This is a genomic window from Acidobacteriota bacterium (genome assembly GCA_028875575.1).
In the GTDB taxonomy this organism is placed as follows: Bacteria; Acidobacteriota; Terriglobia; order Versatilivoradales; family Versatilivoraceae; genus Versatilivorator.
In genome coordinates, this window is record JAPPDF010000033.1 from 37688 (window position 1) to 62786 (window position 25099).

Annotated in this window: 12 protein-coding genes, 1 tRNA gene and 2 rRNA genes; 6 read left to right on the forward strand and 9 right to left on the reverse strand. The window is 61.8% G+C overall.

The window, feature by feature from the left end; genetic code table 11:
• Window positions 1-52: 52 nt before the first annotated feature.
• The 4 genes from OXI69_04350 to OXI69_04365 all read left to right on the forward strand — a co-directional run bounded on the left by OXI69_04350 (window position 53) and on the right by OXI69_04365 (window position 11953).
• On the forward strand, window positions 53-1561 hold the full coding sequence (locus OXI69_04350; protein MDE2665361.1) for an ATP-binding protein: 1509 nt from the start codon (window positions 53-55) through the stop codon (window positions 1559-1561).
• A 229-nt stretch (window positions 1562-1790) separates the two neighbouring features.
• Window positions 1791-7046, forward strand: a complete 5256-nt coding sequence (locus OXI69_04355) for a tetratricopeptide repeat protein (protein ID MDE2665362.1) — start codon at window positions 1791-1793, stop codon at window positions 7044-7046.
• A gap of 13 nt (window positions 7047-7059) precedes the next feature.
• Entirely contained in the window at window positions 7060-7794 is a 735-nt protein-coding gene (locus OXI69_04360; GenBank protein ID MDE2665363.1) for a thioredoxin domain-containing protein, read from the forward strand.
• A 1066-nt stretch (window positions 7795-8860) separates the two neighbouring features.
• Window positions 8861-11953 (forward strand): fibronectin type III domain-containing protein, encoded by a 3093-nt coding sequence (locus tag OXI69_04365; GenBank protein ID MDE2665364.1) that lies wholly within the window; start codon window positions 8861-8863, stop codon window positions 11951-11953.
• A gap of 588 nt (window positions 11954-12541) precedes the next feature.
• Here OXI69_04365 and OXI69_04370 read toward each other — a convergent pair.
• Window positions 12542-13762 (reverse strand): bile acid:sodium symporter family protein, encoded by a 1221-nt coding sequence (locus tag OXI69_04370; protein MDE2665365.1) that lies wholly within the window; start codon window positions 13760-13762, stop codon window positions 12542-12544.
• Between the two features lie 154 nt (window positions 13763-13916).
• Window positions 13917-13993 (reverse strand) — tRNA-Arg (locus OXI69_04375).
• Window positions 13994-14359: 366 nt separating this feature from the next.
• Between OXI69_04375 and OXI69_04380 the strand changes: the two genes are divergently transcribed.
• On the forward strand, window positions 14360-15550 hold the full coding sequence (locus tag OXI69_04380; GenBank protein MDE2665366.1) for a mandelate racemase/muconate lactonizing enzyme family protein: 1191 nt from the start codon (window positions 14360-14362) through the stop codon (window positions 15548-15550).
• A 30-nt stretch (window positions 15551-15580) separates the two neighbouring features.
• On the opposite strand, the gene OXI69_04385 is transcribed toward OXI69_04380, so the two are convergent.
• From OXI69_04385 to OXI69_04400, 4 genes are all read right to left on the reverse strand, one after another.
• Complete coding sequence (locus OXI69_04385; GenBank protein MDE2665367.1) at window positions 15581-16690, reverse strand: MBL fold metallo-hydrolase; 1110 nt, start codon at window positions 16688-16690, stop codon at window positions 15581-15583.
• A 143-nt stretch (window positions 16691-16833) separates the two neighbouring features.
• Window positions 16834-18273 carry a DUF1501 domain-containing protein gene (locus OXI69_04390; protein ID MDE2665368.1) on the reverse strand — a complete coding sequence of 480 codons (1440 nt, stop codon included), beginning with the start codon at window positions 18271-18273 and terminating at the stop codon, window positions 16834-16836.
• Between the two features lie 38 nt (window positions 18274-18311).
• Complete coding sequence (locus OXI69_04395) at window positions 18312-18518, reverse strand: hypothetical protein (protein MDE2665369.1); 207 nt, start codon at window positions 18516-18518, stop codon at window positions 18312-18314.
• Window positions 18519-18537: 19 nt separating this feature from the next.
• Entirely contained in the window at window positions 18538-21582 is a 3045-nt protein-coding gene (locus OXI69_04400; protein ID MDE2665370.1) for a PSD1 and planctomycete cytochrome C domain-containing protein, read from the reverse strand.
• Window positions 21583-21891: 309 nt separating this feature from the next.
• On the opposite strand from OXI69_04400, the gene OXI69_04405 reads away from it, so the two are divergent.
• Window positions 21892-23373, forward strand: a complete 1482-nt coding sequence (locus OXI69_04405; GenBank protein ID MDE2665371.1) for a leucyl aminopeptidase — start codon at window positions 21892-21894, stop codon at window positions 23371-23373.
• 15 nt (window positions 23374-23388) lie between these two features.
• On the opposite strand, the gene OXI69_04410 is transcribed toward OXI69_04405, so the two are convergent.
• From OXI69_04410 to OXI69_04420, 3 genes are all read right to left on the reverse strand, one after another.
• Window positions 23389-24198 carry a hypothetical protein gene (locus OXI69_04410; protein ID MDE2665372.1) on the reverse strand — a complete coding sequence of 270 codons (810 nt, stop codon included), beginning with the start codon at window positions 24196-24198 and terminating at the stop codon, window positions 23389-23391.
• A gap of 381 nt (window positions 24199-24579) precedes the next feature.
• A 5S ribosomal RNA gene (gene rrf / locus OXI69_04415) occupies window positions 24580-24696 on the reverse strand.
• Between the two features lie 63 nt (window positions 24697-24759).
• A 23S ribosomal RNA gene (locus OXI69_04420) occupies window positions 24760-25099 on the reverse strand; the annotation flags it as partial.

Here is a 25099-nt window from a genome sequence, read left to right on the forward strand (position 1 = left end):
GGTGCGTTTGGCCTGAAGAGTAGAGACCGCAAAGAAGTTGAGGGAGACGAGAATGGCGGGCACACAGGGCTTGCTTTTTTCCGATGCCGGGCTGTCGCCCCAAGTGGCCCTCACCCTGAGACGCCACAATCCTTGGTGGGAGGGCGATCCCATGCCCCTTCAACCCGAGACGCGTCGCCACTTGGTGGCACGGGTTCGCCGTCTGTTGGAGGCCGAGATCGCACCCATTGTCGTGGTGAGCGGCCCCCGCCAAGTCGGAAAGACCACGGCGCAGTTTCAGATGATTGCGGACTTGCTCAAAGAAGGCACTCCCGCCAAGAACATCCTTCGGGTTCAGTTCGATGAATTGCCGTCATTGCGAAAGACACCCGAGCCGATTTTGTCCATTTCGGACTGGTTCGAACGAAATATCGCCGAGGACCGTTTTAACGCGCTGGCACAAGCCGGACACAAGGCATATCTATTTTTCGACGAAGTGCAAAATATCGAGGATTGGGACGCGCAACTCAAATCATTGGTGGACAACGCCTCCGTAAAGGTCGTGGTCACGGGGAGTTCCGCACTGAGAATCGAAATGGGTCGGGACAGCCTGGCAGGACGAATCAGCACGGTCGAGGCGGGAGTGCTCTCATTAACCGAAATTGCGGCCTTGCGAGAATCGGAGACCCTAAAGCCGTTCCTCCGCGAAAATGGTCTGCATGAGCTGACTAACAAGGGGTTCTGGCAGGAATTGTGTGAGTATGGACAAGAGAATACCGGATTTGTGAAAGAGGCCTTTCACCATTTTTCAGAACGGGGAGGCTATCCGATCGTCCACAAGCAGAAGGACGACGAGTGGGCGTTACTGGCCGACCAGTTGAACGAAACGGTTATCAAGCGCGTGATCCAACACGATCTCCGCGTGGGCCAGCGCGGTCGAAAGAGAGACGCCCAATTGCTCGAGGAAATTTTCCGCATGGCTTGCCGCTATGCCGGGCAGACACCGACTGTTTCGGTGCTGGCCGACGAAGCCCGACAATCACTCGGAGCCAACGTGGGCAGCCAGCGGGTGAATCACTATTTGAAGTTTCTCGGTGAGACGCTTCTGCTCCGATTAATTCCTCCGCTCGAGATACGGCTGAAGAGAAAGCGAGGGAGTTCCAAACTTTGTCTGGTAGATCACGGGTTGCGAGCCAGTTGGCTACAGGAGCAGATACCATTGACGCCTGAGGCTCTGGCAGAGCGCCCGGAGCTGACTACGGTTGCCGGACATCTGGCCGAGAGTATTTTCGGCTCGGTTGCCTCGACAATTCCAGGCTTGGACATCGCTCACTTCCCCGAAAGAGGAACCGACCGTGAAGTGGATTTCATATTGACCGTTGGCGTTCATCGCATTCCGGTAGAAATTAAATATCAACGTAGGATCGATCCGTTAAGGGATACGCTGGGCATTCGGTCGTTTCTCGAAAAGGCAGTCAACAACGCCACCTTTGGCCTGTTAGTCACGCAGGATTATTCCGGTGGAGTTGACGACCCCCGCATCGTGAGCCTGCCTCTTTCAACCTTTATGCTTATCCGATGACTAACGCGGATCGCCCAGCATAGGCGGTCAGCAACGGTCTTTTAAATCCGTTACAACCCTCCTCATCTGCAATACCCGGTTGGAAATCCGGACGAAAGAAAGCTCTTGCTCGTCAAGTGCCCGGCGACCCGGCGGGGGACAGGGCCGGGCCATTCTTTCGTTGAATAATCGCTAACCCCTCCTTAGAATGGGTGGTCTTATCGCTCTCCAAGTCTCCCGATCGGTCCCCATGACCCCATTTCGCCGAGACCGGCCGACGATTCCCCTTTTCCGCCCGGTGAGGCCGGTCGCGCTTCCCCTGATCTGGATTCCGCTTCTGCTGCTTGCCTGGGGGGCGGCCTCCCTGCACCTGGCCGGGTCTTTTCTGTCTCCACGGGTACTGTCCGGAGACGAAAACCGCTACCAGTTTCAAACCTTCGCCGGAGCTCAGGTGGTGACGGCGGCGCCCCTGCAGCTCCCGGCGAGGATTTCGGTTCTGGTGCTGCCGGATAGCTATTCCGAGCGGGCCTGGCAGGAGGTCGAGCTCAGGGCGCGGAAACTGGCGATGCTGGAGGACCGGCTGGGGCGATTCCGGCTTCACGTTGTGGCCGACGGCAGGGTCAGTTCCTGGGAAACCTCCGCACAAGCGCTCCCGCACGACCTGGCCGGGCTCAGATCCGGCAGCGAGAGCCTGACCGACGACGAGACGGAGCCGCCGGCCCGAAGGGATGAACGGGCGGTCGGCATCTACCAGGAGGCAGGACAGCTTCTGCCGCAGCCGTCGGTCCCGTGGGAAACCCTGATACTGATCGCTCCGGAGCCGCTGATCTCCGATCCGGAGTTGAGATCCTACTGTTCCGCCTATCTGGCCGACCGATTCGGCCGGCAAAGGGTCCGTCTGATCTATTGGCGGATCCCCGGCGATCCAGCTCCCGGCACGCCATCCACCGCCGAAATGTCCGAGGGCGTAGGGACCTCGGAGGAAGCCGACGCCGGCGAAGGGGTCTGGGGCACCGTCGCCCGGGCCACCTGCGGTTCCGTCATAGAAACCATTGGGGAGCTCACCCATGCCCTGCTGCCGGCCTCCTGCACCGAAATCCCGATGCCGGAGGTCGCCCTGCCCAAGGGCGTGGTTCAGTACCGGGCCCGACTGGTGGACCGGGCGGACGGACAGGTGGTGACGGAGTTCCCGGCGCTTTCCCGGTCGCTGGATGGCGGCACGGTCTTGCCAGGAGACTTCGCCCGACTCTTGCGCGCGCTTCGCAACGCCCGCCAGGCGGCAGCTCAAAGGAACGGCCAAGTGCTCCAGGCTTCGCTCAAGGAAGCCCTCGACCTCAACCCCTTTCATCCTCCCACCCTGAGGTACGCCGCAGGAGTCTACCGCCGACAGGGCGAGCTGAAAACCGCCCTGCAACTGATGACCCCCCTGGCCTCGCTGATGCCGCGCAACGCTTCCGTCTTCACCGAGATTGGAGACCTCCACTTCGACCTTCAAGCGTGGGAGCAGAGCGAGCAGGCCTACCGGCGGGCCATGAACGCCGATCCGGGCAGATCGGCCGTGCTGGCAAAACTCATCGGGATCCGTGAGGCGCAGGGGGAGATTGCCCGGGGGCTGCAGGAAGTCGGTTCCGCCCTGCAGCGCTTTCCGGAGGGAGCCGACCTCCACGCCCGTCGCGGCAGTTTGCTGGAGAAGTCCGGCCGGGCCGAGGAGGCTCTCAAGGCCTACGGCAGAGCCGTCGAGCTCAGGCCTGAACTGGGAGACGGGCACCTTGGATTGGCTCGAATCCATCTGGCGCGGGATCGGAAAGACCAGGCCCGGGAGGTGCTGCAGGAGGCCGCCGGCAAGATCCCCAATACGCCCGGGCTCCAGATGCGTTTCGCCGACTTCTGTGAAAAGGAAAGCCTGGATGACCAGGCGCTCGACTTCTATCGCAAGGCCTTGAATGGCGACCCGGGATTGCCGGGCGCCTACTTGGGGCAGGCCCGGGTTCAGATGAATCTGGGTGAGATCGATGAAGCTCTGGCCTCCGTGCACCAGGGGCTGCAAGTCGTCCCCCGCTCGGTGGATCTTCACCAGTTCCAGGTCGATCTCCTGAAGCAAAGCCACCGGATTCCGGAAATGCGACGGGCGGTCGAAAACGCGGCCGCCACCTTTCCCGGAAATGTCGAGATCCTGGACAGGCTGGCCCGGGTTCGGGACGTCTTCGGTTATCGGGCGGCCGAAGCTTATGAGAGCCTGGTCGAGGTCCTGGAAGCCGAGCAAGCCAGTTCGGATCGCTTGGAACGGGTGCTGGAACGAGGCCTGCTGGTTGCCCTGCGGGACGGGGATCGAGCCCGGGCCGCGAGCATGTCCGCGCGTCTGCAGCGACTGGGAAGAGCGGATATTCCGGCCATCGATCCGATCGCGGAAACAACCCCAAAGAAGGGCCTGCTGGTGGTTCCCGGCGGAGTGCGGGGCCTGGCGAGGGCAGCCGGCTTGCGGGAGAACACGCCCCCCGAAACCTTCGTATCAGACTTCGTCTCCCACCTGATACGCCGAACCTATGGAAAGGCCGGGGCCGGGTACGTCCAGGCCCTGCGCCACTACTTCAACTCGGTTGCGGCTCTGCGCTCCCAGGCCCGCTCCAAGAAGCTGGAGTTTCAGATCCTGCTCGAGACCGGGAACGAGTCGCGTCTCAGGAAGACCCGGGAGGTCCTCGCACTCCTGGGGTGGACCATCAGACGGTCCGAGGGAAGGGTCCGGGTGGAGCTCGGCACCGACGAATTGGCTGCACTCAGGCAAACCTTCTCTTCCGCCCTGGGCGTGGACGAAATGGAGATGAAGTCGCAACTGGAGGCCGGAGACTCTTACCAGTTGACGTTCAGCGATCAAAGGGTGCCGATCATCTTTGAAGAAAGGTTCTGGTTGAGGCGTTTCTTTGACGGGAATCGCCCGGTCGGCGGACTCTTGAGAGCGTTCGCGGAGAACATTCCCTCCGCCCGTCTCTACGCGGGACTGGCGGCAATGAACGACGAGGCCCGGCGCCTGGTGGTGGAAACCTACACCAGCCGGGAACTGTTGGAGGTGCATCCCAACAGCCTTCTGGCCTACGGTTCAGCCCTGTCGGCCATCGAGGGACAACTGCTTCTGCCCGGCGGGGCCACGGCGGCGTCCGCCTGGGAGTCGCTCCTGGGGGCTCGCACCGACAGACCCAAGCGCTTTGTTCGGCGCCTCTTCAACCAGGACAACGGCAAGCCGCTGGCCTTCTATCACACGCTCATCAACCTGCCCGAAGAGAACCAGCGCTTTCTCACCAGCAGCCCGGGGCGATTGGCCAAGTTCTATGCAGCCTTTCCCTTCACGGGTTCCGAGGAAGCCAAGCGGCGCATCGTCAACCATCGCATCCCCTTCAGGAACATGGTGCGGGAACTGCCGCTGAACGGGGAGAGACGGATTCGATTTCCGGGTAGCGCCAGGGTCTGGTCCGTATCCCATGGATGGTCGGGCAGACCGGATGAGATCCCCGGATCCGCGGGGCTGGCCGCCCCGACAGTCTCCCCGGAAGCCGAAGACGAAATCCTGCTTCGACTGCCCTTGGCGGAGTACCAGTTCGGCATGAAGAAGTACAGCATGGTGGAGAATTTTCTGGCGGCGGTGCACCTGGAACGGCACTGGGATCGGCCCATGGCAGAGGAAGCCGCCCTGCTGCTGTCCAGGCGCTATCCCAAATATCGCGAGATATTCCCCTATCTGGCATCTCTGCCGCGACCCTCCACCCAGCAACTCCAGCGGTTCTTCCAGGCGGCCCGCAATGTCGAGGACGTGGACCTCGCCAGCCTGAACGACACCCTGGGACTGTTCCACGGATTGCTCCAGACCCTGGTGCTCCTCTCGGAAAACCGTGCTCTGGACGAATCGGAAATTTCCTCGATTCTGGATACTCTCAGCCAGAGATTCGCCGACGCCAGGACCGAGGCGGACTTCACCGGGGCCACGGTGGCCATCCTGCGGCGTCTCGAGCAGGGTTTGCCCGTCCCGCCTCCGCCGGCGGAAAGCGATTCGTCATCCTATCCGCAAGGCAATGCCGGGCGCTTGAAGATCCTGGGACCGCAACCGGCCGGCATCGACGGGCAATTGATGGCGGCCCTCGGAGGGAGATCCAGGCAGGTCGAGTTCGAGTCCAACGGCCGGACGGCAGCCATCGATGCCGGCTCGATCAATCGGAAAAGAATCGAGGAGGTCCTGCGGCTGCAGCGGGTCCCCTCACTGACCGGTCTGCTGGAACTATACGATGCGGCCCAGGCCGTCCGGGGGAATCGGGACCAGACCGTCCTGGATGCTTTCAAGAGGAATCTGGGGGAACTCCATGAACTGGAGCAACAACTCGAGAATCAGTTGACCGACGCGCAGCGGGGCAATGCGGTCTTTCTGCAGCGGGGCCGGACCTCAAAGTGGGTCCGTCAACTGAACAATGCGGTCGTCAAAGGCAACCGCTCGGATGCCGTTCCCGAGTTGTCTCAGGAAGTGGTCAGTCATCTCGACGGGAGTTTCAAGGACGCCCTGGTCGGATGGGTCTACGCCTACTACTTCTCTCCCCGGGACCTGGTGGTCGCTGAAGATCCGCTGCTGACCAGGAAGCATCAGTTCCACGTCACCCTTGGCAGCAGCGGTCGCTATTACTGGCCGGCGGCATCCCGGCAGACGCTGCGCCGCCAGACAGGGAACTACCTCCGCGGAGCGTTGTGTCAGATTGCAACGCTGACGGGAGAAATCGGGCTGGTCAAAGCCGAAGCCGGGGAATCCATAGGAACGGACCCGGTGGTCGAGGGATTCGCGGCCGCACAGCTTTCCGGGGTGAGATCCCTGCCCTGGTCACACCTCAACCCGCTCAGCATGCACCTGGTGGCATTGAAGATTCGGCTGGCGCGGGAATTCCTGGCCCGGTCAGCCTTGCAGCCGGAAATGCAACAGGACGTGGCGCGAATTGTCGAGGGGTTGCTGGGGCCGACCCGGAGAGCCCAGTTGCTGGAGTCCGTGGCCACGCGGGAACTGGAAGGCATATCCGCCTTGCTCAGCTCCTCCGATCTCTATTACCTGGGGGATCGCCTGTGGCACGAACAGCAGGCCGCGCATCTGGGTAATGGGCCGGTCCGGGAGGCGTTGGAGCGCGCCTCAGCCCTGGTTCCATCCCATCAGGACCGATTTTTTGCCGGATCCGAGTTGGCTGACCGCAGCTATGGCAAACGGCGCCCGCCACCACCCTACGAAGAGTTCAACAACTCCTTGCTGACCCACCATCTCTCCAGACGACTGGGTCACTTCATGCTGACGCTGGCCGAATTGGCCGACCGGTCCGGCCTGCCCCTGGAAGCCCTGGCCCTGGTGGCGGAACCGGCTGTCAGGCACCTGGCTCTCAACGCTCAAATGAACAACAGCGCCGACTGGAGAGGCGCGCTTCGGGCCATGTCCCGGCTTCCCCTGGAGGAGTTGGTTCGCCAGGTGGTTCTGCCGGAATCCGACTACTAGTGAGAGCAACCTCATGAGTATCCTTCGCGGCTGGATGGCGGTAGCCCTTGTGCTGGGGGCCGTGCAAACGGCTGCACCCCAGAAAGACCGGGAACCTGCCCCTCTGGCGCAGGCGGAAAGGAAAGGGCCGGGGGACGGCAACTCCCGGATCGGCCGCCTTCTCGCCGTCCAGGGCGGCGGACAAGCTCACTTCCTCAAGATCAATATCCGTGGCCTGCCCTTCATGGGATCCGCAGAGGCCAAGGTGACCATGATCGAGTTTTCGGACTACCAGTGTTTTTTCTGCCGCCGCCACGACCGGCAAGTCGCTCCCCGCATCGTGAAGGACTACGTCGAGAGTGGCCAGGTGAAGTATGTCTTTGCAGATTTTCCGCTGGCGTCCCACGCCGGGGCATCCAAAGCGGCCCAGGCGGCCCACTGCGCCGGCGATCAAGGCAAGTACTGGGAAATGAACGACCTGTTGTTCCGGCACCCCCAATCCCTCACCCAGACGACGATCAAAGCTTTCGGCAGCAGCCTGAAGCTCGACACCCAGGCCTTGCTGGATTGTGTCGAAAGCGGCAAATACGCTCAAAAGGTCCGGGACGGCCTGAGTCAGGGCAAGAGGGTCGGGGTCCGCGGAACCCCCTCCTTTTTCTTTGGCTTGACGGACAAGACCCAACCCACCCTAAGGGTCCGACAAACCCTGACCGGAGCCCACCCCTATCCCGCCTTCCAGAGGCTGATCGAGGAACTGCTGGCGCAGTAAACCCGCAAAAGTCGGCGGCTGAGCAATCCCGGTTCTGCCGTAGCCGTACAGGCCACCGTCATTCGTATTCCAGTGATGTTTTTGGTCGTCCCATAGGGTCTATACCTGTCTGTTTTATCAGTGGTTTATCTAAATTCTGCTGTGGCTTGACTTGCTACCGACATCCTTTGCAATCCACAACGGCTCCCGCATCCAGTTCGCCAGGCGAACTCGCTTCTGCGTCAAGTCTTGGCTCAGGCGCGACCACTCTCGCAACTCGACGATCACAGGATCGGTCGGCTCCAACCGCCTGGGCACCAGTTCCCCGAGAATATTCCAGGACACAACGTCGCTCCCGGTTGCTCCCGGCGGCCTGCCCAACCTCTACGCAACTATCCACGCATGGGCTGTCTCAGATAAAGTACAGGCTCCCTCCACAGTGATCCCTCCCGGAAGGCCATCGAGGCGGTTTGGACTGAGCTCGATCGGGACACGGTCAGCTTCTGGAAAACCAGACCAGCCTTGATGTCGGCGATTCGGTGGATTCTCGGCATGAGCTGCCCCGCGACCGAGTAGTCGAGCCGGATCCCGCCTGCGGGTCATTCCCCCTCCTCTTCATTCCTCCCAACAACCCTCACCACCACCCCTGCCCCGGGGCGGCTCTTTCTGAATCGATCCTGAAGAGCCTGCGTCCGGCCAGCGGGTAGCCGCGCGCTCAAACCGGAATGGGTCTTCAGCGGGGATGGGGAACGAAAGGGACCATCGGGCGAAACACAGGAAGAGATGTGCACTGTGTTGCGATGTCTCAGGGGCCGGCAACCGGTAGCACCTGGGGTTTGTTCCTTTTTTTCATCTTTTTTTGCCAAAACCGTTCGGTTTTCCAGTCTCAACCGTCCTGGGTCATCAAAGCGTGTTTTCAGCTGAGTTGCAGTCCCCCTGACCGAACTGCTGAGCGGGTCCACAAGTGTTCTCCCGTGCGGCACTGAGGCAGATCGGAATATGAGGGAGACGACGATATCCAAAGCGGGGAAATACCGGTATGGATCGACAGAGCAATGCAATGAATAGTAGACAGAGGAATCGGCCGATGCAGTGGAACCTGGCCGGTATGGTGCCGGGGCGCGCTGTCTGCGTCTTGGTGGCCGTGCTGCTGCTGACCATCGGAAACGCCCGCGCACAGGGGTCGGTGGCCGAGGACCGGGCGGCTCTGGAGGCACTCTACAACGCGACCGGGGGAGCCAACTGGACCGGCAACACCAACTGGTTGAGCAGCGACCCGCTGGGAAGTTGGTACGGGGTCATCACCGACAGCGACGGTCGTGTTAGCCAAGTGGGGCTCAGCCAGAACCAGTTGACGGGGGAGATCCCTGCCGAGTTGGGGCAGTTGAGCAACCTCCAGTCCCTGAACCTCTACTCCAACCAGTTGACCGGGGAGATTCCTGCCGAGTTGGGCTACTTGACCACCCTCTGGGCCCTGATTCTCCGCGACAACCAGTTAACGGGGAAGATCCCTGCCGAGTTAGGGCAGTTGTTCAGCCTCGGGGCCCTGTTTCTCGACGAGAACCAGTTGACGGGGGAGATCCCTGCCGAGTTGGGGCAGTTGAGCAACCTCGAGCAGCTATATCTCGACGAGAACCGGTTGACGGGGGAGATCCCTGCCGAGCTGGGGCAGTTGAGCGACCTTCTATGGCTGCGTCTCGACAAGAACCAGTTAACGGGAGATATCCCTTCCGAGTTGGCGCAGTTGAGCAACCTCGAGACCCTAGGGCTCGGCGGGAACCAGTTGACCGGGGAGATCCCTGCCGAGTTGGGGCAGTTGAGTAACCTCCAGCGGCTATATCTCGACGGGAACCAGCTGACGGGGGAGATCCCTTCTGCGTTGGGTAACTTGGCCAACCTCCTGAGGCTGCGTCTCCACGACAATGAGTTGAGCGGGGAGATCCCTGTCGAGCTGGCGAACTTGCCGACACTTGTGGAACTGTCGCTCTGGGGTAATCCGTTGACCGGAATGATCCCGGCCGGGTTGGCTGCGGCCCAGGAACGGGGGGCGCTGAGGGTGTTCTACAACGCGACCGGGGGCGCCAACTGGACCGATAAGACCAACTGGTTGAGCGGGGGCGGACCATCGACTTGGTACGGTGTATCCACGGATGTAGAGGGCCGCGTCGAAGAACTTCGGCTTTCCTCCAATGGACTGACCGGAACGCTCGGTGCCGAGCTGGGAGCCTTGACCCAGCTCACGGGGCTGTATCTCAACGACAACCGATTGACTGGAAGGGTCCCTGCGGAATTAGAGAGCCTGCCCCAGCTGCAGGTCTTGGACATCCGCAACACCGGTCTGTGTGTGAAGCGGGGAACTTCGCTGCACACGTGGCTGGCAACGATCAATTTCCAGGGAGCCTTCTGCGCCACCCGGCGTTTTCCGCCGTCTCCGCCTCCACCACCGGGACCGTCCGCGCCGGGGGCTCCCCGCAACCTGACGGTGGTGGGCGGGATCGGAAAGGTCGTGCTGAGCTGGGAAGCTCCGGAAAATGACGGCGGCGCTGCAATCACTGACTACGAGTACCGCATCGACCGCAGTCCCCCCTGGATTTCCACCGGCTCCACCGATACCACCCATACCGTCAGCGGCCTCGACAGTGGCACCACCTATCTCTTCGAGGTGCGTGCCGTGAACCGCGTCGGCAGTGGTTCGGCTTCCAACCGAGTCGAGGCTGCACCGAAAGCTCCGGAAGTGCTGGACTTTTCGCATTTTGTCAATGGGGAGGGCATTACCTCTGACCTGGTGTTCGTGAATGTGGGAACCCGGCCGGTTCGTCCCACACTCTATTTCTACGGCACGGAGGGCAGCCCGATTGCCGCCGAATCGGTGGTGGATATCGCAGAAGATCTGGAGGTCGCCGAGGACGGCGCCCTGACAGTCGGAACCGAGATGGAGCCGCTGGGAGAACTCACGGTCTCTACCCACGGCCGGGAGGCGCTGGTGACCGGGTCGGTCAAGGTGGTCTCGGAGGGTCCCCTCGGTGGGATGCTGAGGTTTGAACTCCCCCACATCGGCCAAGCGGTGGTGAGAGCCGGCACGCCCCTCGGCGAAGCCGTCTTTCCGGTGCGGCGCCAGCAGGGAGGCATCAACACCGGGGTTGCGATTCACAACCTGGAATCCACCGAGACGCTGGTGGACTGCCAGCTGCTGCGCGAGGGCGTCCTGGTTGACGCCGTCTCCATTCCTCTGGCGGCCAACGGGCAGACCTCCTGGTCGATCGACCAGGCGTTCCCCGCGGCCGATACCTCGGACTTTGCCGGATCGGTGCGCTGCGATGCCGAGGGAAGGGCGCGGTTCAGCGCCATAGCCCTGGAAATGGACTCCGGCACCCGCATCTTTACCACCTTGCCGGTCCTGGAGGTGTACCGGGCCTTTGCCAACACGGCCACCGAGGCGACGACCCTCGACTTTGCGCATTTCGCCAACGGAGAGTCAATCCTCTCCGAACTGGTGTTCGTGAATCTGGAGACGCGACCGAGCCGCCCGCGGATCAGCCCCTTCCATGCGGCCATTCCTCCGACGCGCCCGGTGATCTACTTCTACGACCCGGAAGGCAATCCAATCGCTCCGGAAACGGTCGTGGATACCAGAGGGGATCTGGAGGTCACCGAGGACGGCGGCCTGACGGTCCGGACCGAGATGGAGCCGCTGGGAGAACTCGCGGTCTCTACCCATGGGCGGGGGCCGGTGGTGACCGGATCGGTCAAAGTACTCTCGGAGGGTCACATGGGCGGGATGCTGAGGTTCGACCTCCCCCACGTTGGCCAAGCAGTGGTGGGAGCCAGCGCAGCCACGAGCGATGTCATCTTCCCGGTGCGGCGCCGGCAGGGAGGCATCACGACCGGGGTCGCGATTCACAACCTGGAATCGACCGAGACGCGGGTGGACTGCGAGCTGCTGCGCGAGGGCGTCCTGGTTGACGCCGTCTCCATTCCTCTGGCGGCCAACGGGCAGACCTCCTGGTCGATCGACCAGGCGTTTACCGCGGCCGACACCTCGGAGTTTTCCGGATCGGTGCGTTGCACTGCGGTCGGGGACGGAGAGTTCACCGCCGCAGCCCTGGAAATGGACTCCGGCACCCGCATCTTCATCACGCTGCCGGTCCTGGAGGTCGAAAAGAGGATGTCTCAGGATTAGAGACAAGGGAACCGCACCACGGCTTCGCTGCAGTCCCCGCGAACTCCTTCCCAGTTGGCCTACCGTCGGCCAAGGACGTCTTGAGCGTTGGAATCTGCCTGCCAGGCGACCTTGCGGAACTGCTCGATGCTCTGAGTCTCGGCGAATCCAGGTGGAAACCTCATCAGAACGGCCAAGGCAACAAGCAAAACCGGCAGCCTTCCGGTGCGGGAGTAACGGCCTACACTATCGGAAGTCGAGCATAGCTACTCCCATTCCCAGGTTGATGAACCACGTGAAGTCTTTTATACGTAGCGTTTTACAAATGAACGACTATAGCCGCCTAAGCGGTGATTTGGAATTGCCCTCCCGGAACGTACAGGGTTTCCAGAACGACCCTGCTCACATACCGTTGAATTCCACTCACGGGGCGCCGCGGTGGTCCCCCTCCTGCTCGACGGCGGGCTGAATCTCCTATCTGGCGATCCCGCCGCTGCCCTCCCCCCCACCGGTTCGACTGCGGGCGCCGCCCACCGTCTCCCTCCAGGGGAGTGATACTTGAGGCTTGCAAATGGCTTCGTGGTCCGTCGTGAACTTACTTGAGGAAACCTATCCCCGGGAATCCCGGCTGCTGCCGGGGGCGGGAGCGGTTGGTTGGGATTGCTCTGAAGTCACTGCTTCATCCCGTGGAGGCCGGCTGGACCACCAGGAGGCCAGCATGGCGCCTGACATGTTCATCCAGGGTCCGAAAACGGCCGAGGGCAGGGCCGCCATGGAGCTCTGCCACACCTTGACCGCCAATCCCGAAGCCATGCCTCCGTTCTGAAGGCCCACTTCTATGGCCACGGTACGGGAGTCGGTCTCCCCCAGGCCCAGCGCTCGGGCGCCTCCGTAGCCGAAGAGATAACCGACAACGTTGTGGATCACCGCGGCCACGATGATGGTCAGCACGAAGCCGCCGGCCAGCAGAGAGTCGCGGGACAGGGAGGTAATGATCCCGATGATGAAGCAGATCGAGAACATGGAGATGAAAGGCAGGGCCCTCATGATGGAGGTGGAAACCACCTTGAGGCTGGGGCGGGTGGCTCCCAGCCGTGTCAGGATGGCGTTGGCCACCAGCCCTCCCGCCACCGGAAGGATGATCATCTTGATGATGGCCACCATCATGGCGATAAACTTTACTTCAACGTAGGTGCCGGCCAGGAGCTTGGTCATGGCCGGGGTCATGAGCGGAGCGGCCAGGGTGGAGCAGGAGGTCATGGTGACCGAAAGGGCCACGTTTCCCTTGGCCAGGAAGGTCATCACATTGGAGGCCACTCCCCCGGGACAGGAGCCGATCAGCACCATGCCGGCCGCGATCTCCGGATCGGTGGTGGTCAGCATTGCCAGTCCCTTCCCCACGAAGGGCATGACCGAGAACTGCAGAACCAGACCGATGATCACGGCTTTGGGAAAGGAAAACACCCGGAGGAAGTCACCGGGAGTCAGCTGGGTGCCCATGCCGAACATGATGATCTGTATGAGCGGCACCATCAGCGTGCTGAGCTCGAACCCGGACCAGGTGTGAAAGGCGGCGGGATAAAACATGGCCGCGGCAACAAAGGCGGCCACCCAAAGCGTGAAGGCGAAGGCCGAATATTTTCGGCTCTTGCCCACGGCAATGGCCAGCAGGCTGAACAGCACGACAACTGCCGGTCCGATGAACCGCGCCGCGCCGGTGAACACGAAGACCGGGATCAGAAGGATGCAAACCAGAGCCAGAAGCAAGCAGGCGCGGCAGGCGCCGTCCTGGGACAGGGCAGGCCGGTTCTGTTGGTCTGAAGATGTCATGGGTTCCCTGATCGCGCGCGGCAGCGATCGATGTGAGTGGGAAGGCCGGGTTACAATTACGTTCGGTTCCCCCGGTCTTTTTCCGGCCCCGTGCCAATGGATCCGGCGGGGAGGATGGGCGGAGGTTCCGTCGCCCGGTATTTTTCAATAGAGCTGGCGCGCCCGGAGGGATTCGAACCCCCGACCTGCGGCTTCGAAGGCCGACGCTCTATCCAGCTGAGCTACGGGCGCTGCAAGTTCGGTAGCTCAAAAGTCGGCTGATTATAGCCGAGTGGGGGATGGCAGGCAAGGCGGGCGGCGTGCCCTGCCGCGCGGATCATCTGAGCCTATCGGGAACAAGGATCCTGTCCAGTTAAACCGGTTAAGCCTTTTGCAAAATTCGGCAGCGCGACGTTTACCGGGAATGGCCACAAAAGGCACATAAACACAACTTGTGAATTTTGTGCTTTTTGTGGTTAGACAGCATTTTTCACCAAGTCGCACCCGATTATGAAATAGGCAGAACCTCAGGTTTGCGGACAAGATGGCCTGCCCCGCTGCGAATATTGCAAGAAGCTCCGGTTTTCTAGCTATTGAACGTTTGAACAAGGAGAGACCATGAAGATCAGCCGGTTGGAATGCCTGCATGCCGACGCGGGATGCCGCAACTTCGACTACCTCAAGATCACCACCGACGACGGTCTCACCGGATGGAGCGAATTCAACGAGTCCTTTGGCGGAATGGGGGTGTCGGCCGTCATTGAACAGTTGGCGCCCACGCTGCTGGGAAGAGACCCTCGGGCCTACGAGGCCATCGGCGCCATGCTCTATGCCGTCAGGCGCCAGGCCAGCGGTGGCCTGGTGCAGCAGGCCCTGGGGGCCATCGAAAACGCGCTGCTGGACCTCAAGGCCAAGTCGCTGGGAATATCAGTCTGCGAGATGCTGGGCGGACCGGTGCGAGACAGGATTCGCCTCTACTGGTCCCATTGCGGAACCTACCGGGTGGCCTGGCACGAGGAGATGAGGCTTCCTCCGGTAAAAACGCTGGCTGACGTGGCGGCCGTGGGCAAGGAAGTGGCGGCCACGGGATTTACGGCTCTGAAGACCAACATCTTCCTGCTGGACGGGAAACCGCGCTTGCACATCCCCGGCTTCTCCCTGGTCGACGAGTTTCCGGCCCTGAACGCGGAACGGTCGGTCCTGCGGGCCATGTGCGACCAACTGGAAGCCTTCAGGGAAGGCGCAGGTCCCGACATGGATATCCTGGTCGACCTGAATTTCAACTTCAAGACGGAGGGCTTCCTGAAGATGGCCCGAGCCATGGAGCCCTTCGACCTGCTGTGGGTGGAGATCGACAGCCGGGATCCCAAGGCGCTCCAGTGGATTCGCCGCGGCACCCGAATCCCTCTTGCCTCGGGTGAATGCCTTTTCGGCAGGCGCGACTACAAGCCTTACCTGGAACAGCAGTCCATGGATGTGGCCATCATCGACATCCCCTGGAACGGATTGGCCGAATCGCTGAAGATTGCCTCCCTGGCCGACATCCACGAGGTGAACGTGGCCCCCCACAACTTCTACAGCCCCCTGGCCACCCTGATGAGCGCGCACTTCTGCTCGGTCGCTCCCAACGTGCGGATCATGGAGATCGACCCCGATACGGTTCCCTGGTACGACGACCTGGTCACCGTGAGGCCCAGCATCGTGGAGGGATACCTGCATCTGCCCAGCGGACCGGGCTGGGGTACCGAGGTGAATGAGGAGGCGGTACGAGCCCACCCCCCAAGGGTGAAGCAGTGGAAGTTTTCTTGAGGTCGCAGTTGGATGCGGGCGCGGCGAAAATCAACCCTGATTCTCGGCCGATGCTGCTTTTGAGGAATTTCCGGCGTAGCTCTCGAGGGTGCCTTCCTTGCCGATCTGCACCGAAAAGGTCCCATCCGCCCGGACCGTGGCCTTGATGAACTCGCCGGCCGTCCCCTCGGCGTTGGCAATGAACCGCGGCGGGGTATTCAACTCGGGACCGGTCCGAAGGTTGCGATGAACCTGCCAGATGGTTTCGATCCCCTCCACCCCCATCAGGGTTTTCATGGTCTCGGGCTCCGCCCCCTTTTTGGGAGCGTTGTTGACGACTACGACCCGCGGCCGAATGCTTTCAATCAGGACCGGATTATTGCTGGAGTCCAGTCCGTGGTGGCTGATCTGAAAGAGATCCACCCTGCCGACCCGGTTCACCGGACAGACCAGCTCGGCTTCCAACTCCCAGGTCAGGTCTCCCGTGTCCAGGAACGAAAAGTCGCCGTAGCTCAACAACAACACCAGGCTCTGGCCATTGTCGGTTTCATCCGGTGGTTTGGACGTCCTTGCAGCGCAAAACGGATTGCGCGTGAAGTTTCCGGTTGCCGGCAGAAACTCTCCGGCGGAGGCCAGGCAGTACAGCCCCACGTTCGGCAGTCCCGCTGACTGCCTCAGTGTAATCTCATCGCCGGGCTTGAGCGTCCGGGAACCACCCCGGGTGGTTTCCCGATACTTGGCGATCCCCTCCCTTGCCCGCTTCAAATCGCCCTTGGCGGCATAGTCGCTTTCGCTGGGAAACCCCCGATCATAGAAGTTCCTGATGGGGATCCGCTGGTGCACCCGGGTCGCTCCGGCGTAATGATCTCCATGCCAGTGAGTAGCCACGAAATGGTCGATCCGTGTCAGGCCGGCGACCTGGCTGGCCACCCGATGGATCCTGTCGGCGTGGCTATCTCTGTCCTCTCCGGCATCCACCAGGACGGACTCGCCGCCGGGAGTGACGATCAGTGTGGCGGCTCCCCCGTCGACATCCACCCAGTAGATTTCCAGGGGGCGATCCGGCGTGGCGGCTTCTTCGGAAACAGGGGACTGCTCATTGGCGGCGCATCCCGCTAGGGACAGAGCCATCGCAATGAGAGCCGGAAATACCTTCGACATGGGATCTCCTTTGTGTGCGTTTCGCGTGCAATGGATGGTGGGGAAGCACGGTGGAAGGGAGCCGCCACTGTTCGGCATGGTCGGGAAAGGGGCGGTTCGAAATCCTTCGCCGCGCTGCCGGATTTGCCCGGCTTCCACACCGTCTAGGCCAGGAGCTGCCTTACCACATTCCCGTGCACATCCGTCAGCCGGAAGTCCCGACCCTGGAAACGATGGATCAGCCGGGTGTGGTCGAAACCGAGCAGATGGAGAATGGTGGCGTGCAGGTCGTGCACGTGGACCTTGTCTTTTACCACGTTGAAGCCCAGGTCGTCGGTCACTCCCAAGGTGGTGCCGGGGCGGACGCCCCCGCCGGCCAGCCACATGGCGAAAGCGTTGGGATGGTGGTCGCGGCCGTCGGTTTCCGGTCCCTGCACCATGGGCGTGCGACCGAACTCGCCTCCCCACAGCACCAGGGTCTCATCCAGCAACCCCCGTTGCTTGAGATCCTTGATCAGCGCCGCCGAGGGTTGATCGGTGTCCCGGCAGTTCTCATGAATGCGCTTGGTAAGGTTGGCGTGCTGGTCCCAGGATTCATGGAAGAGCTGCACGAAACGGACGCCTCTCTCCACCAGGCGCCTGGCCAGCAGGCAGTTGTTGGCGTAGGAGGACTTCCCGGGTTCCGCCCCGTAGAGATCCAGGATGGATTGGGGTTCGGTGGAGATATCCATGAGATCGGGCACGCTGGACTGCATGCGAAAGGCCATCTCGAAGGAGTTGATGCGCGTGGCGATTTCAGGGTCCCCGATCGCCTGCAGCCGCATACGGTTCAGGTCCCGAACCGCGTCCAGCGACGCCTTCTGAAGGCCGGAATCGACACCCTTCGGGTTGGAAAGATAGAGGACGGGTTCTCCGGCGCTGCGGAAAGTCACGCCCTGGTGGACGGTGGGCAAGAAGCCGCTCCCCCAGCAGGCGTTGCCACCGCTGGGTCCCTTGCTGCCCGAGCTGAAGACCACGAAGGCAGGCAGGTCCCGGGACTCGCTGCCCAGGCCGTAGGTGACCCAGGACCCCAGGCTGGGCCGGCCGAACTGCTGGGATCCGGTGTTCATCAGAATCTGGCCGGGAGCGTGGTTGAAGGCGTCGGTGGTCATGGACTTTACAATGGCAATGTCGTCGGCGACAGTGCCGAGGTGGGGCAGCACCTCCGATATCTCGGCACCGCTTTGGCCGTGGCGGCTGTACTTGAACTTGGGTCCCAGCAGCGTGGAATGGGGGTCGATGAAGGCCGCCCGATACCCCTCGAGCAGCTCGGCGGGCGGCATGGTCCCGTCGAACCGGGTCAGCTCGGGCTTGTGATCCAGCAGTTCCAGGTGGCTGGGGGCCCCCGCCATGAAGAGAAAGATGACGTTCTTGGCCTTGGGCGCGTAGTGGGGCGCCTTGGGAACCAGAGGATCACTGCGCTGCTGCCGGGCAGCGGCCAGGCCGGCTTCTCCCAGCAGGTGGCCCAAGGCCACCGACCCCAGTCCGACACCGCACTGGGCCAGAAACCAGCGACGGGAGATCTCATGGGGATCCGTAGTTCCGTTTCTATGCTGATTGCTCATGGCTTTACCCTTCTTCCTTACTCTTTCTTCCTTCTTCCTCACTTCCTACTTCCCACTTCCAACTTCCTACTTCCTACTTCTAACTTCCTACTTCCTACTTCTAACTTCCTACTTCCCACTTCCAACTTCCTACTTCCTACTTCTAACTTCCTACTTCCTACTTCTAACTTCCTACTTCCCACTTCCAACTTCCTACTTCCTACTTCTAACTTCCTACTTCCTACTTCTAACTTCCTACTTCCCACTTCTAACTTCCTACTTCTTTCATTCCTTGCTTATGGTCTCATCCAGGTTCAGCAGCACGCGGGACAGGGCTGTCCAGGCGGCCAGCTGGACCGGGGTGGTCCCATCCGGCAGTCTCGGGCGTTCTTCGGGACTATACCCGGCCAGATCCCAGGGGCTGGCCCATCCGTCGGCCAGTCGGCGCTTCTGATCACGCAGGAAGGCCAGCAGCCGGCCGACCTCTTCCCGGGTGGGCTGCCGTGCCACGCAACGGCGAAAGGCATAGTTGAGCCGCTGCTCCCGGTTGTCTCCACCCTCGCGCAGCGTCCGCAATGCCAGGGCTCGAGCCGCTTCCAGAAAAACCGGTTCGTTGAGAGTCGTCAGAGCCTGAAGGGGAGTGTTGGAAAGAGGCCGGCGCACACAGGACGACTCTCCGCTGGGAGCGTCGAAGGTCTGGAGCATGGGGTAGGGAACGGAGCGGTAACGGAAGGTGTAGATCCCCCGCCGGTAGCGGTTCCATCCCTGGGCCTCCTCCCAGACCTTGGTGCTGAAGCTGGCAGGCCGAACGAAGAGAAACTTGGGCGCCGGCGAGTAGACGCTGGGACCGCCGACCTCGGGGCTAAGCAGGCCGCTGGCGGCCAGAGCAATGTCGCGGACCACCTCGGCGTCCACTCGAAATCGCGGGCCTCGGGCCAGCAGACGATTGTAAGGATCCTCGCGGTACTGTTGGGAAGCCGCACTGGATGACTGGCGATAGGTGGCCGAAGTCACGATGAGGCGATGCAGGGACTTGAGGCTCCATCCCCGTTCCATGAACTCGACTGCGAGCCAGTCCAGTAGCTCGGGGTGAGAGGGCGTCTCACTCTGCTTTCCCAGGTCTTCGCTGCTTCGCACCAGGCCCATGCCGAAATACCCCTGCCAGACCCGATTGACCAGGGTGCGGGCCGTCGTGGGAGCCTTGCGGTCCACCAGCCAATGGGCGAAAGCCAAGCGGTCGGCGGGACCGTTCTCCGTCAGGGGATTCAGAAAGGCCGGAACTCCCGGCTTGACTCGCTTGCCCGGACGAAGGAAATCTCCCCGAGACAGCACGTGGGTGGGCCGGAGCCTCTGGCGTTCGGAAAGCACCAACTGAGTGGTCCCCGTGGGGTGCTGGCGCCACAACTCCTCGATGCGCTGATTGAAGCGGTCCCACTCGGGCACCGTGGTCCGCCAGTAGCTGAAGACTTCTCCGATCTGTTCCGGAGTTCGCCGGGCGGGCTCGACGGACAGGATTTCCCGGACCCTCTTGGGCAAGGGATCGGCATCGGCATCGGCCTCGGCGGTGATGGAGAGCCGCAAGCGGCCCAGGTTGCGGTTTCCGGTCCCCTGGTCATCGCCGCCCGCGTGTTTCTGGGTGAGATAAAAGGTCAGGAGAGTACCGTTGGCATGGTCAATGGGCTGCTCCGCCCGGAACACGGCTTTTCGCGGCTGGTTGCGTCTGACGGTTCCGGTGTCCACGCCCCAGGCGGTTTCCTCCTTGCCGTCGATGGCCAAAGCCACCGGTCCGATGACCCGAGGCTCGCCGCCCTCGGTAGCGGGAGCAAGCTCCAGGGGAGCGGGAACGATATCGGCGCTGGCCGAGGCCATCTTCACCGGGCGCATCTGGTCGGGTTGGTCCGCGGGCGCCGCCTCCACTTCAAATTCCGACAGGGCGCAGGTGCCGTTGATGGACCGCCCGGGCCCTCCCATGGGAAGGTCGCCATCGTTCATCAACTCGAGACGGAAGGCGGCGATGGGACGGTGGTCGGTCCTGATCGTCATCTTTACCCGGTGGCTCCCGCCTGTAGCCCCCTGAGCCAGGTAAGATCCGTCCTCCAATGGAAGGTACGCCTGACCCTGCGTAGAAAAATCGTCCACCTCGGGCTGCACCACCGTCCACTGCGGCAGGTCGCGGTCCAGATCGCGTTCCCACGTTTCCATTCGCGTTCGCCAGTCGGGGTGGCGTTGCTGCAGCTCCAACTCCACCTCCCGAATCTGTTGCAGCAAGGTCTCCTGCTGGCGCTGCTCTTCCGGCGTGTAGACGGCGACCTGGGCCTCGTGGGCGTTGTTCAGGAAAGCGAAGAGCTGGTAGTACTCCTCCTGGGTCAGGGGATCATACTTGTGGTTGTGGCACTGGGCGCATTGGATGGTGATGCCCAGAATACCCTTGCCCACCGCCTCCATGCGGTCGAACATGGCTTCCATCCGGAACTGCTCCGGGTCGATGCCCCCTTCCAGGTTCATCATGGAATTTCGAAGGTAACCGGTGGCCACGATCTGGTCCTGGGTGGCTCCCGGGAGCATGTCGCCGGCCAACTGCTCGACAATGAACCGGTCGTAGGGCAGGTCGCGGTTCAGGGCCCTAATGACCCAGTCGCGATAGAACCAGACGATTCTGGGCAGGTCCTTTTCGAACCCGTCGGAGTCGGCGTAACGGGCGGCATCCAGCCAGCGGCGCCCCCAACGTTCTCCATAGTGAGGGGATCCCAGCAAGCGCTCCACCTGGTTGCGGTAGGCCTCCGAACTGTCGTCGGCCAGAAAGGCGTCTACCTCCTCGATGGTCGGTGGCAGCCCGATCAGGTCCAGGCTCAGGCGGCGCAGCAAAGTCACCCGGTCGGCCTCGGGAGAGGGGGACAGGCCCCGGGCTTCCATCCGGTCCAGCACAAAGGCGTCGATCGGGTTGGCCACCCAGCTCGCATCCCGTACCTTGGGCAACTCCGGCCGCGATGGAGCCACATAAGCCCAGTGGCGCTCGATTGCCGCTCCGTCATCTCCGGCAGCCTCCGGCCAGTCGGCGCCCTGCTCGATCCACTCCCGGATCAGCCCGATGGTTGCCGGATCGAGTGGCTTGCCGCCCATGGGCATCTGCGCCTGGTCGCCCAGGCCGGCCACCCGCTGTACGAGCAGGCTCCCATCGGGATCGCCCGGCTGGATCGCCCGGCCGGACTGCCCGCCGCCAAGCGCCAGAGACCTGGAATCCAGCCGCAGCCCCGCCATCTGTTGTTCGGGGCCATGGCACGAAATGCAGGAGTGCTGAAAGACGGGTTGGATGTCCCGGAGAAAGTCCACTTGTCCGGATGTCTCCGGCGGAGCTCCCTGGGAGGCAGGCGCGATATGAAGGCACAGGCAGACAGCGGCAATTGCCAGGAGCCCCGCGGCAGGGGTTCCCCAAGATCGTTTCGAGAGCATGCGGGTATGATAGCGAAAAACCCTTGAAAAGGCAGTGAAATTCGGCGCGCTTCGGCAGTCGCTGATCCACCCGGATCAGGCTTTCAGGCCGAGACCCCTCCAGTGGTTTTTTGTTTGCGGGCGCCCCGGCGGATGCCGATAATGGGGAGCGGAATTGGCACCGTTGCACATCTCTATCCGGAGACCCTCATGAAAATCGAAGCCAAGGCGACCTTGCCGAAACGGAAACCGACCGACCTGCTGGTGGTGCTGCTGGACAACGAACGTGAATTCAGCCGAACTGCCGATGTTACCTTGGGAGAGCTGGTGGGAAGGCTTTCACGGGACTATCGGGAAGGCAGGATCAAGAGAGAATACTTCAGCGCCAGCCCCGGCGAAGTGGCTCGTCATGTGCTGGTCCAGCACACCAGCCTGGTGAAGCCGTACGACATTGCCGAGAAAGTGAAGATCCTGGCGGCCCGGGCCCTGGATCAGGCTCGTGACCTCGACCTGGCTCAGGTGACCTTTTTGCTGAACGGCAAGGATGCCCCTGAGTTTTTGGGCGCGGTGGCGGAGGGTGTCGCCCTGGGTGGGTACCGGTTCGACAAGTACCGAAGGGAGAAGGACAGCTTTGGGGAAAAAGTCGGGGTCACGCTTTGGGTGGCCGGCGCCGGCATAAGGGAGTCCCGGGCGAACCTGGATAGGACGGTCCTGATTTCCGAGTGCGTGAACGACGCCCGCCAACTGGTGAACGAGCCCGGGGCGGCGGTCTACCCCGAAGTGATTGCCGCCTCGGCCACGGAGATCGGCAGGGAGCACGGACTCGATGTTTCGGTGCTGGACGAAGACGGCCTCCGCAAGGCGAAACATGCCGGACTGCTCTGCGTGGGAAGCGGGAGCATCCACCCGCCGCGGCTGATCAGCCTGGAGTATCGGCCGGCCCGACACTCCGAGGTCCGGCTGGCCCTGGTCGGCAAGGGGATCACCTTCGACACGGGCGGGATCTCGCTGAAACCCGGAGACAGGATGCTGGAAATGAAGGGAGACATGGCCGGCAGCGCCGCCGTCCTCTACGCCATGAAGGCCATCGCCCGCTTGCAGCCCGACATCAACGTGCTGGGCGTAATCCCCACGGCCGAAAACATGCCCGACGCCAGGGCACAGCGACCGGGTGACATCTTCGTCCCCAGGAACGGCAAGTCGGTGCAGGTGGATAACACCGACGCCGAAGGAAGACTGGTCCTGATCGACGGATTCGAGAGAGCCGGGGAATGGCGGGCGACTCATATCGTCGATATCGCCACGCTGACCGGCGCGGTGGTGCGGGCATTGGGGACGGGCTACGCCGGAATCATGGGCAACGACTCCGGCCTGACCCGGGCCCTGATCGATTGCGGCAGGAGCCAGGGGGAGATGCTTTGGGAACTGCCCCTGCCGGAGGAATACCGGGAACTTCTCAAGACCCCCTACGCCGACATCAACAACATCGGGGGCAGGTATGCAGGAGCCATCACGGCCGGCCTCTTCCTGCAGGAGTTCGTTCCCGAGGGCGCGGCCTGGGCCCACCTGGACATTGCCGGTCCCTTTCTCTCCGGCAAGGCCTGGAAGTACTACCAGGCGGGAGCCACCGGATTCGGGCTCAAGACCTTCGTGGAGTTGTGCCGGCGATTCACCGGCGATTTCCCCAATTGAGGGAACGGGGGCGCTTTACTCGTCTTTCTCGTCCTCGTCCGGGATCTCCTCGGTGCTCGTGATTCTCACGTCGGCTTCGAAGCGCTTGTAGTTCTTGTAGGTGACGATCTCCCGGATCCGAACCCGTTGGCCCGGAAATTCCAGCACGTCGTCCGCCTTTGTGTAGACGGGAAACCAGTACTTTTCATCCACCATGTTCCGGTAGGTTTCGAAGCGGGGGAACCGTTGATCCCGGTTCTTCTTGGTGATGCGATAGACCGTCTTCCCGTCGGTCTTCACAATCTGCAGTTCCTGATCATCCACCCAGATCTTTCCTTCGAAATAACGCTCCTTCCCACGGATCAGCTTGGGAATGACCTCGAAGACATAGGTATCGATCTCGTCAATCAACTCCTTGCCCAGGTAGGTCAGGCTGTACTTGCCGATGTCGGTCGTGGTGAGCACAAAGGGAAAGATGTTCTGTATGTCGTCGAGGTCCTCCTGGGTGAGCTGGACGCTGCGCAGGGTGCTCTGGGGGGCCCTCAGGATCTTCTCGATACGCCGTCCGCGGTTGTCGAACAGGATGTCCGACAAGGTGTAATAGCGCTGGCCTGTCTTCCTCCCCTCCAGGGTCAGCACTTCGATGCTCACGCTCTGACGGTAGGTATAGTTCTCCCGGGCCCGTCGAAATTCGGATTCCTTGGCCGCGAAATTCCGGATGATTTCCTCCACGGAAACCGGAGGCATTTCATCGCGGATACCGGAGGCCTCTGCAGCGACTCCCGGTCCGGCGCCGCTCCCCAATATCCAGATCAACGCTGAAACCATCAACCATCGTCGTGCCATTTCTCCCTCCCGGAGGGCCGCCGTTCCCGCAGCCAGAACCGATGTCGGCCAAAAGGCCTGCTTCCTGTCTCAGAAATAAGATTACCATCTCCGATGGAGGTTCCACAGGGAAACGGGCGGTAGGAGAGGCCCATTGCGTCTCAGCTAACTGGCACCGCGGTGCTCTCCCTCCCCGGAACCTCCACCGGCCCCGCGGGTTCGGGCCCAACGGCGCCGTCTTCGTCGTCGCTCCTCCTCGATATGAATTGTGAATGAGTATTGGCTCGTCATCGCTCCTGGAATCCGGCGCCGTTGTGCTCCGAAAGACGACAACCCTGTTTCCGTGGCGGAACACTGGATTCGCCCAAAAAAAAAGCCTCGAGAGGCTCGAGGCTTTAAGAATCCCGGCGATGACCTACTCTCCCACCCAGTTACCCGGGCAGTACCATCGGCGCTGAGGGGCTTAACTTCCGTGTTCGGGATGGGAACGGGTGTGGCCCCCTCGCTAGAATCACCGGAAAAACAAGATCGACAACTGCAGGAATCCTTGCAAGCTCGTTTAATTGCTAAAGTTAAAGATGGATGGTCAAGCCGAACGACCGATTAGTACTGGTTAGCTGAAGCCATTACTGACCTTACACACCCAGCCTATCAACGTAGTGGTCTACTACGGGTCTTCTTACCTTGCGGTTGGGAGATCTCATCTTGGAGTGGGCTTCACGCTTAGATGCATTCAGCGTTTATCCCGACCGAACGTAGCTACCCAGCGACTGCCTCTGGCGAGACAACTGGTACACTAGAGGTTCGTCCATCCCGGTCCTCTCGTACTAAGGACAGCCCTCCTCAAATCTCCTGCGCCCACATCAGATAGGGACCGAACTGTCTCGCGACGTTCTGAACCCAGCTCACGTACCGCTTTAAT

Coding starts and splice junctions, on each gene's coding strand:
- OXI69_04350 (MDE2665361.1), top strand. CDS start 53: ATGGCGGGCACACAGGGCTTGCTTTTTTCCGATGCCGGGCTGTCGCCC.
- OXI69_04355 (MDE2665362.1), top strand. CDS start 1,791: ATGACCCCATTTCGCCGAGACCGGCCGACGATTCCCCTTTTCCGCCCG.
- OXI69_04360 (MDE2665363.1), top strand. CDS start 7,060: ATGAGTATCCTTCGCGGCTGGATGGCGGTAGCCCTTGTGCTGGGGGCC.
- OXI69_04365 (MDE2665364.1), top strand. CDS start 8,861: ATGCAGTGGAACCTGGCCGGTATGGTGCCGGGGCGCGCTGTCTGCGTC.
- OXI69_04370 (MDE2665365.1), bottom strand. CDS start 13,762: ATGACATCTTCAGACCAACAGAACCGGCCTGCCCTGTCCCAGGACGGC.
- OXI69_04380 (MDE2665366.1), top strand. CDS start 14,360: ATGAAGATCAGCCGGTTGGAATGCCTGCATGCCGACGCGGGATGCCGC.
- OXI69_04385 (MDE2665367.1), bottom strand. CDS start 16,690: ATGTCGAAGGTATTTCCGGCTCTCATTGCGATGGCTCTGTCCCTAGCG.
- OXI69_04390 (MDE2665368.1), bottom strand. CDS start 18,273: ATGAGCAATCAGCATAGAAACGGAACTACGGATCCCCATGAGATCTCC.
- OXI69_04405 (MDE2665371.1), top strand. CDS start 21,892: ATGAAAATCGAAGCCAAGGCGACCTTGCCGAAACGGAAACCGACCGAC.
- OXI69_04410 (MDE2665372.1), bottom strand. CDS start 24,198: ATGGCACGACGATGGTTGATGGTTTCAGCGTTGATCTGGATATTGGGG.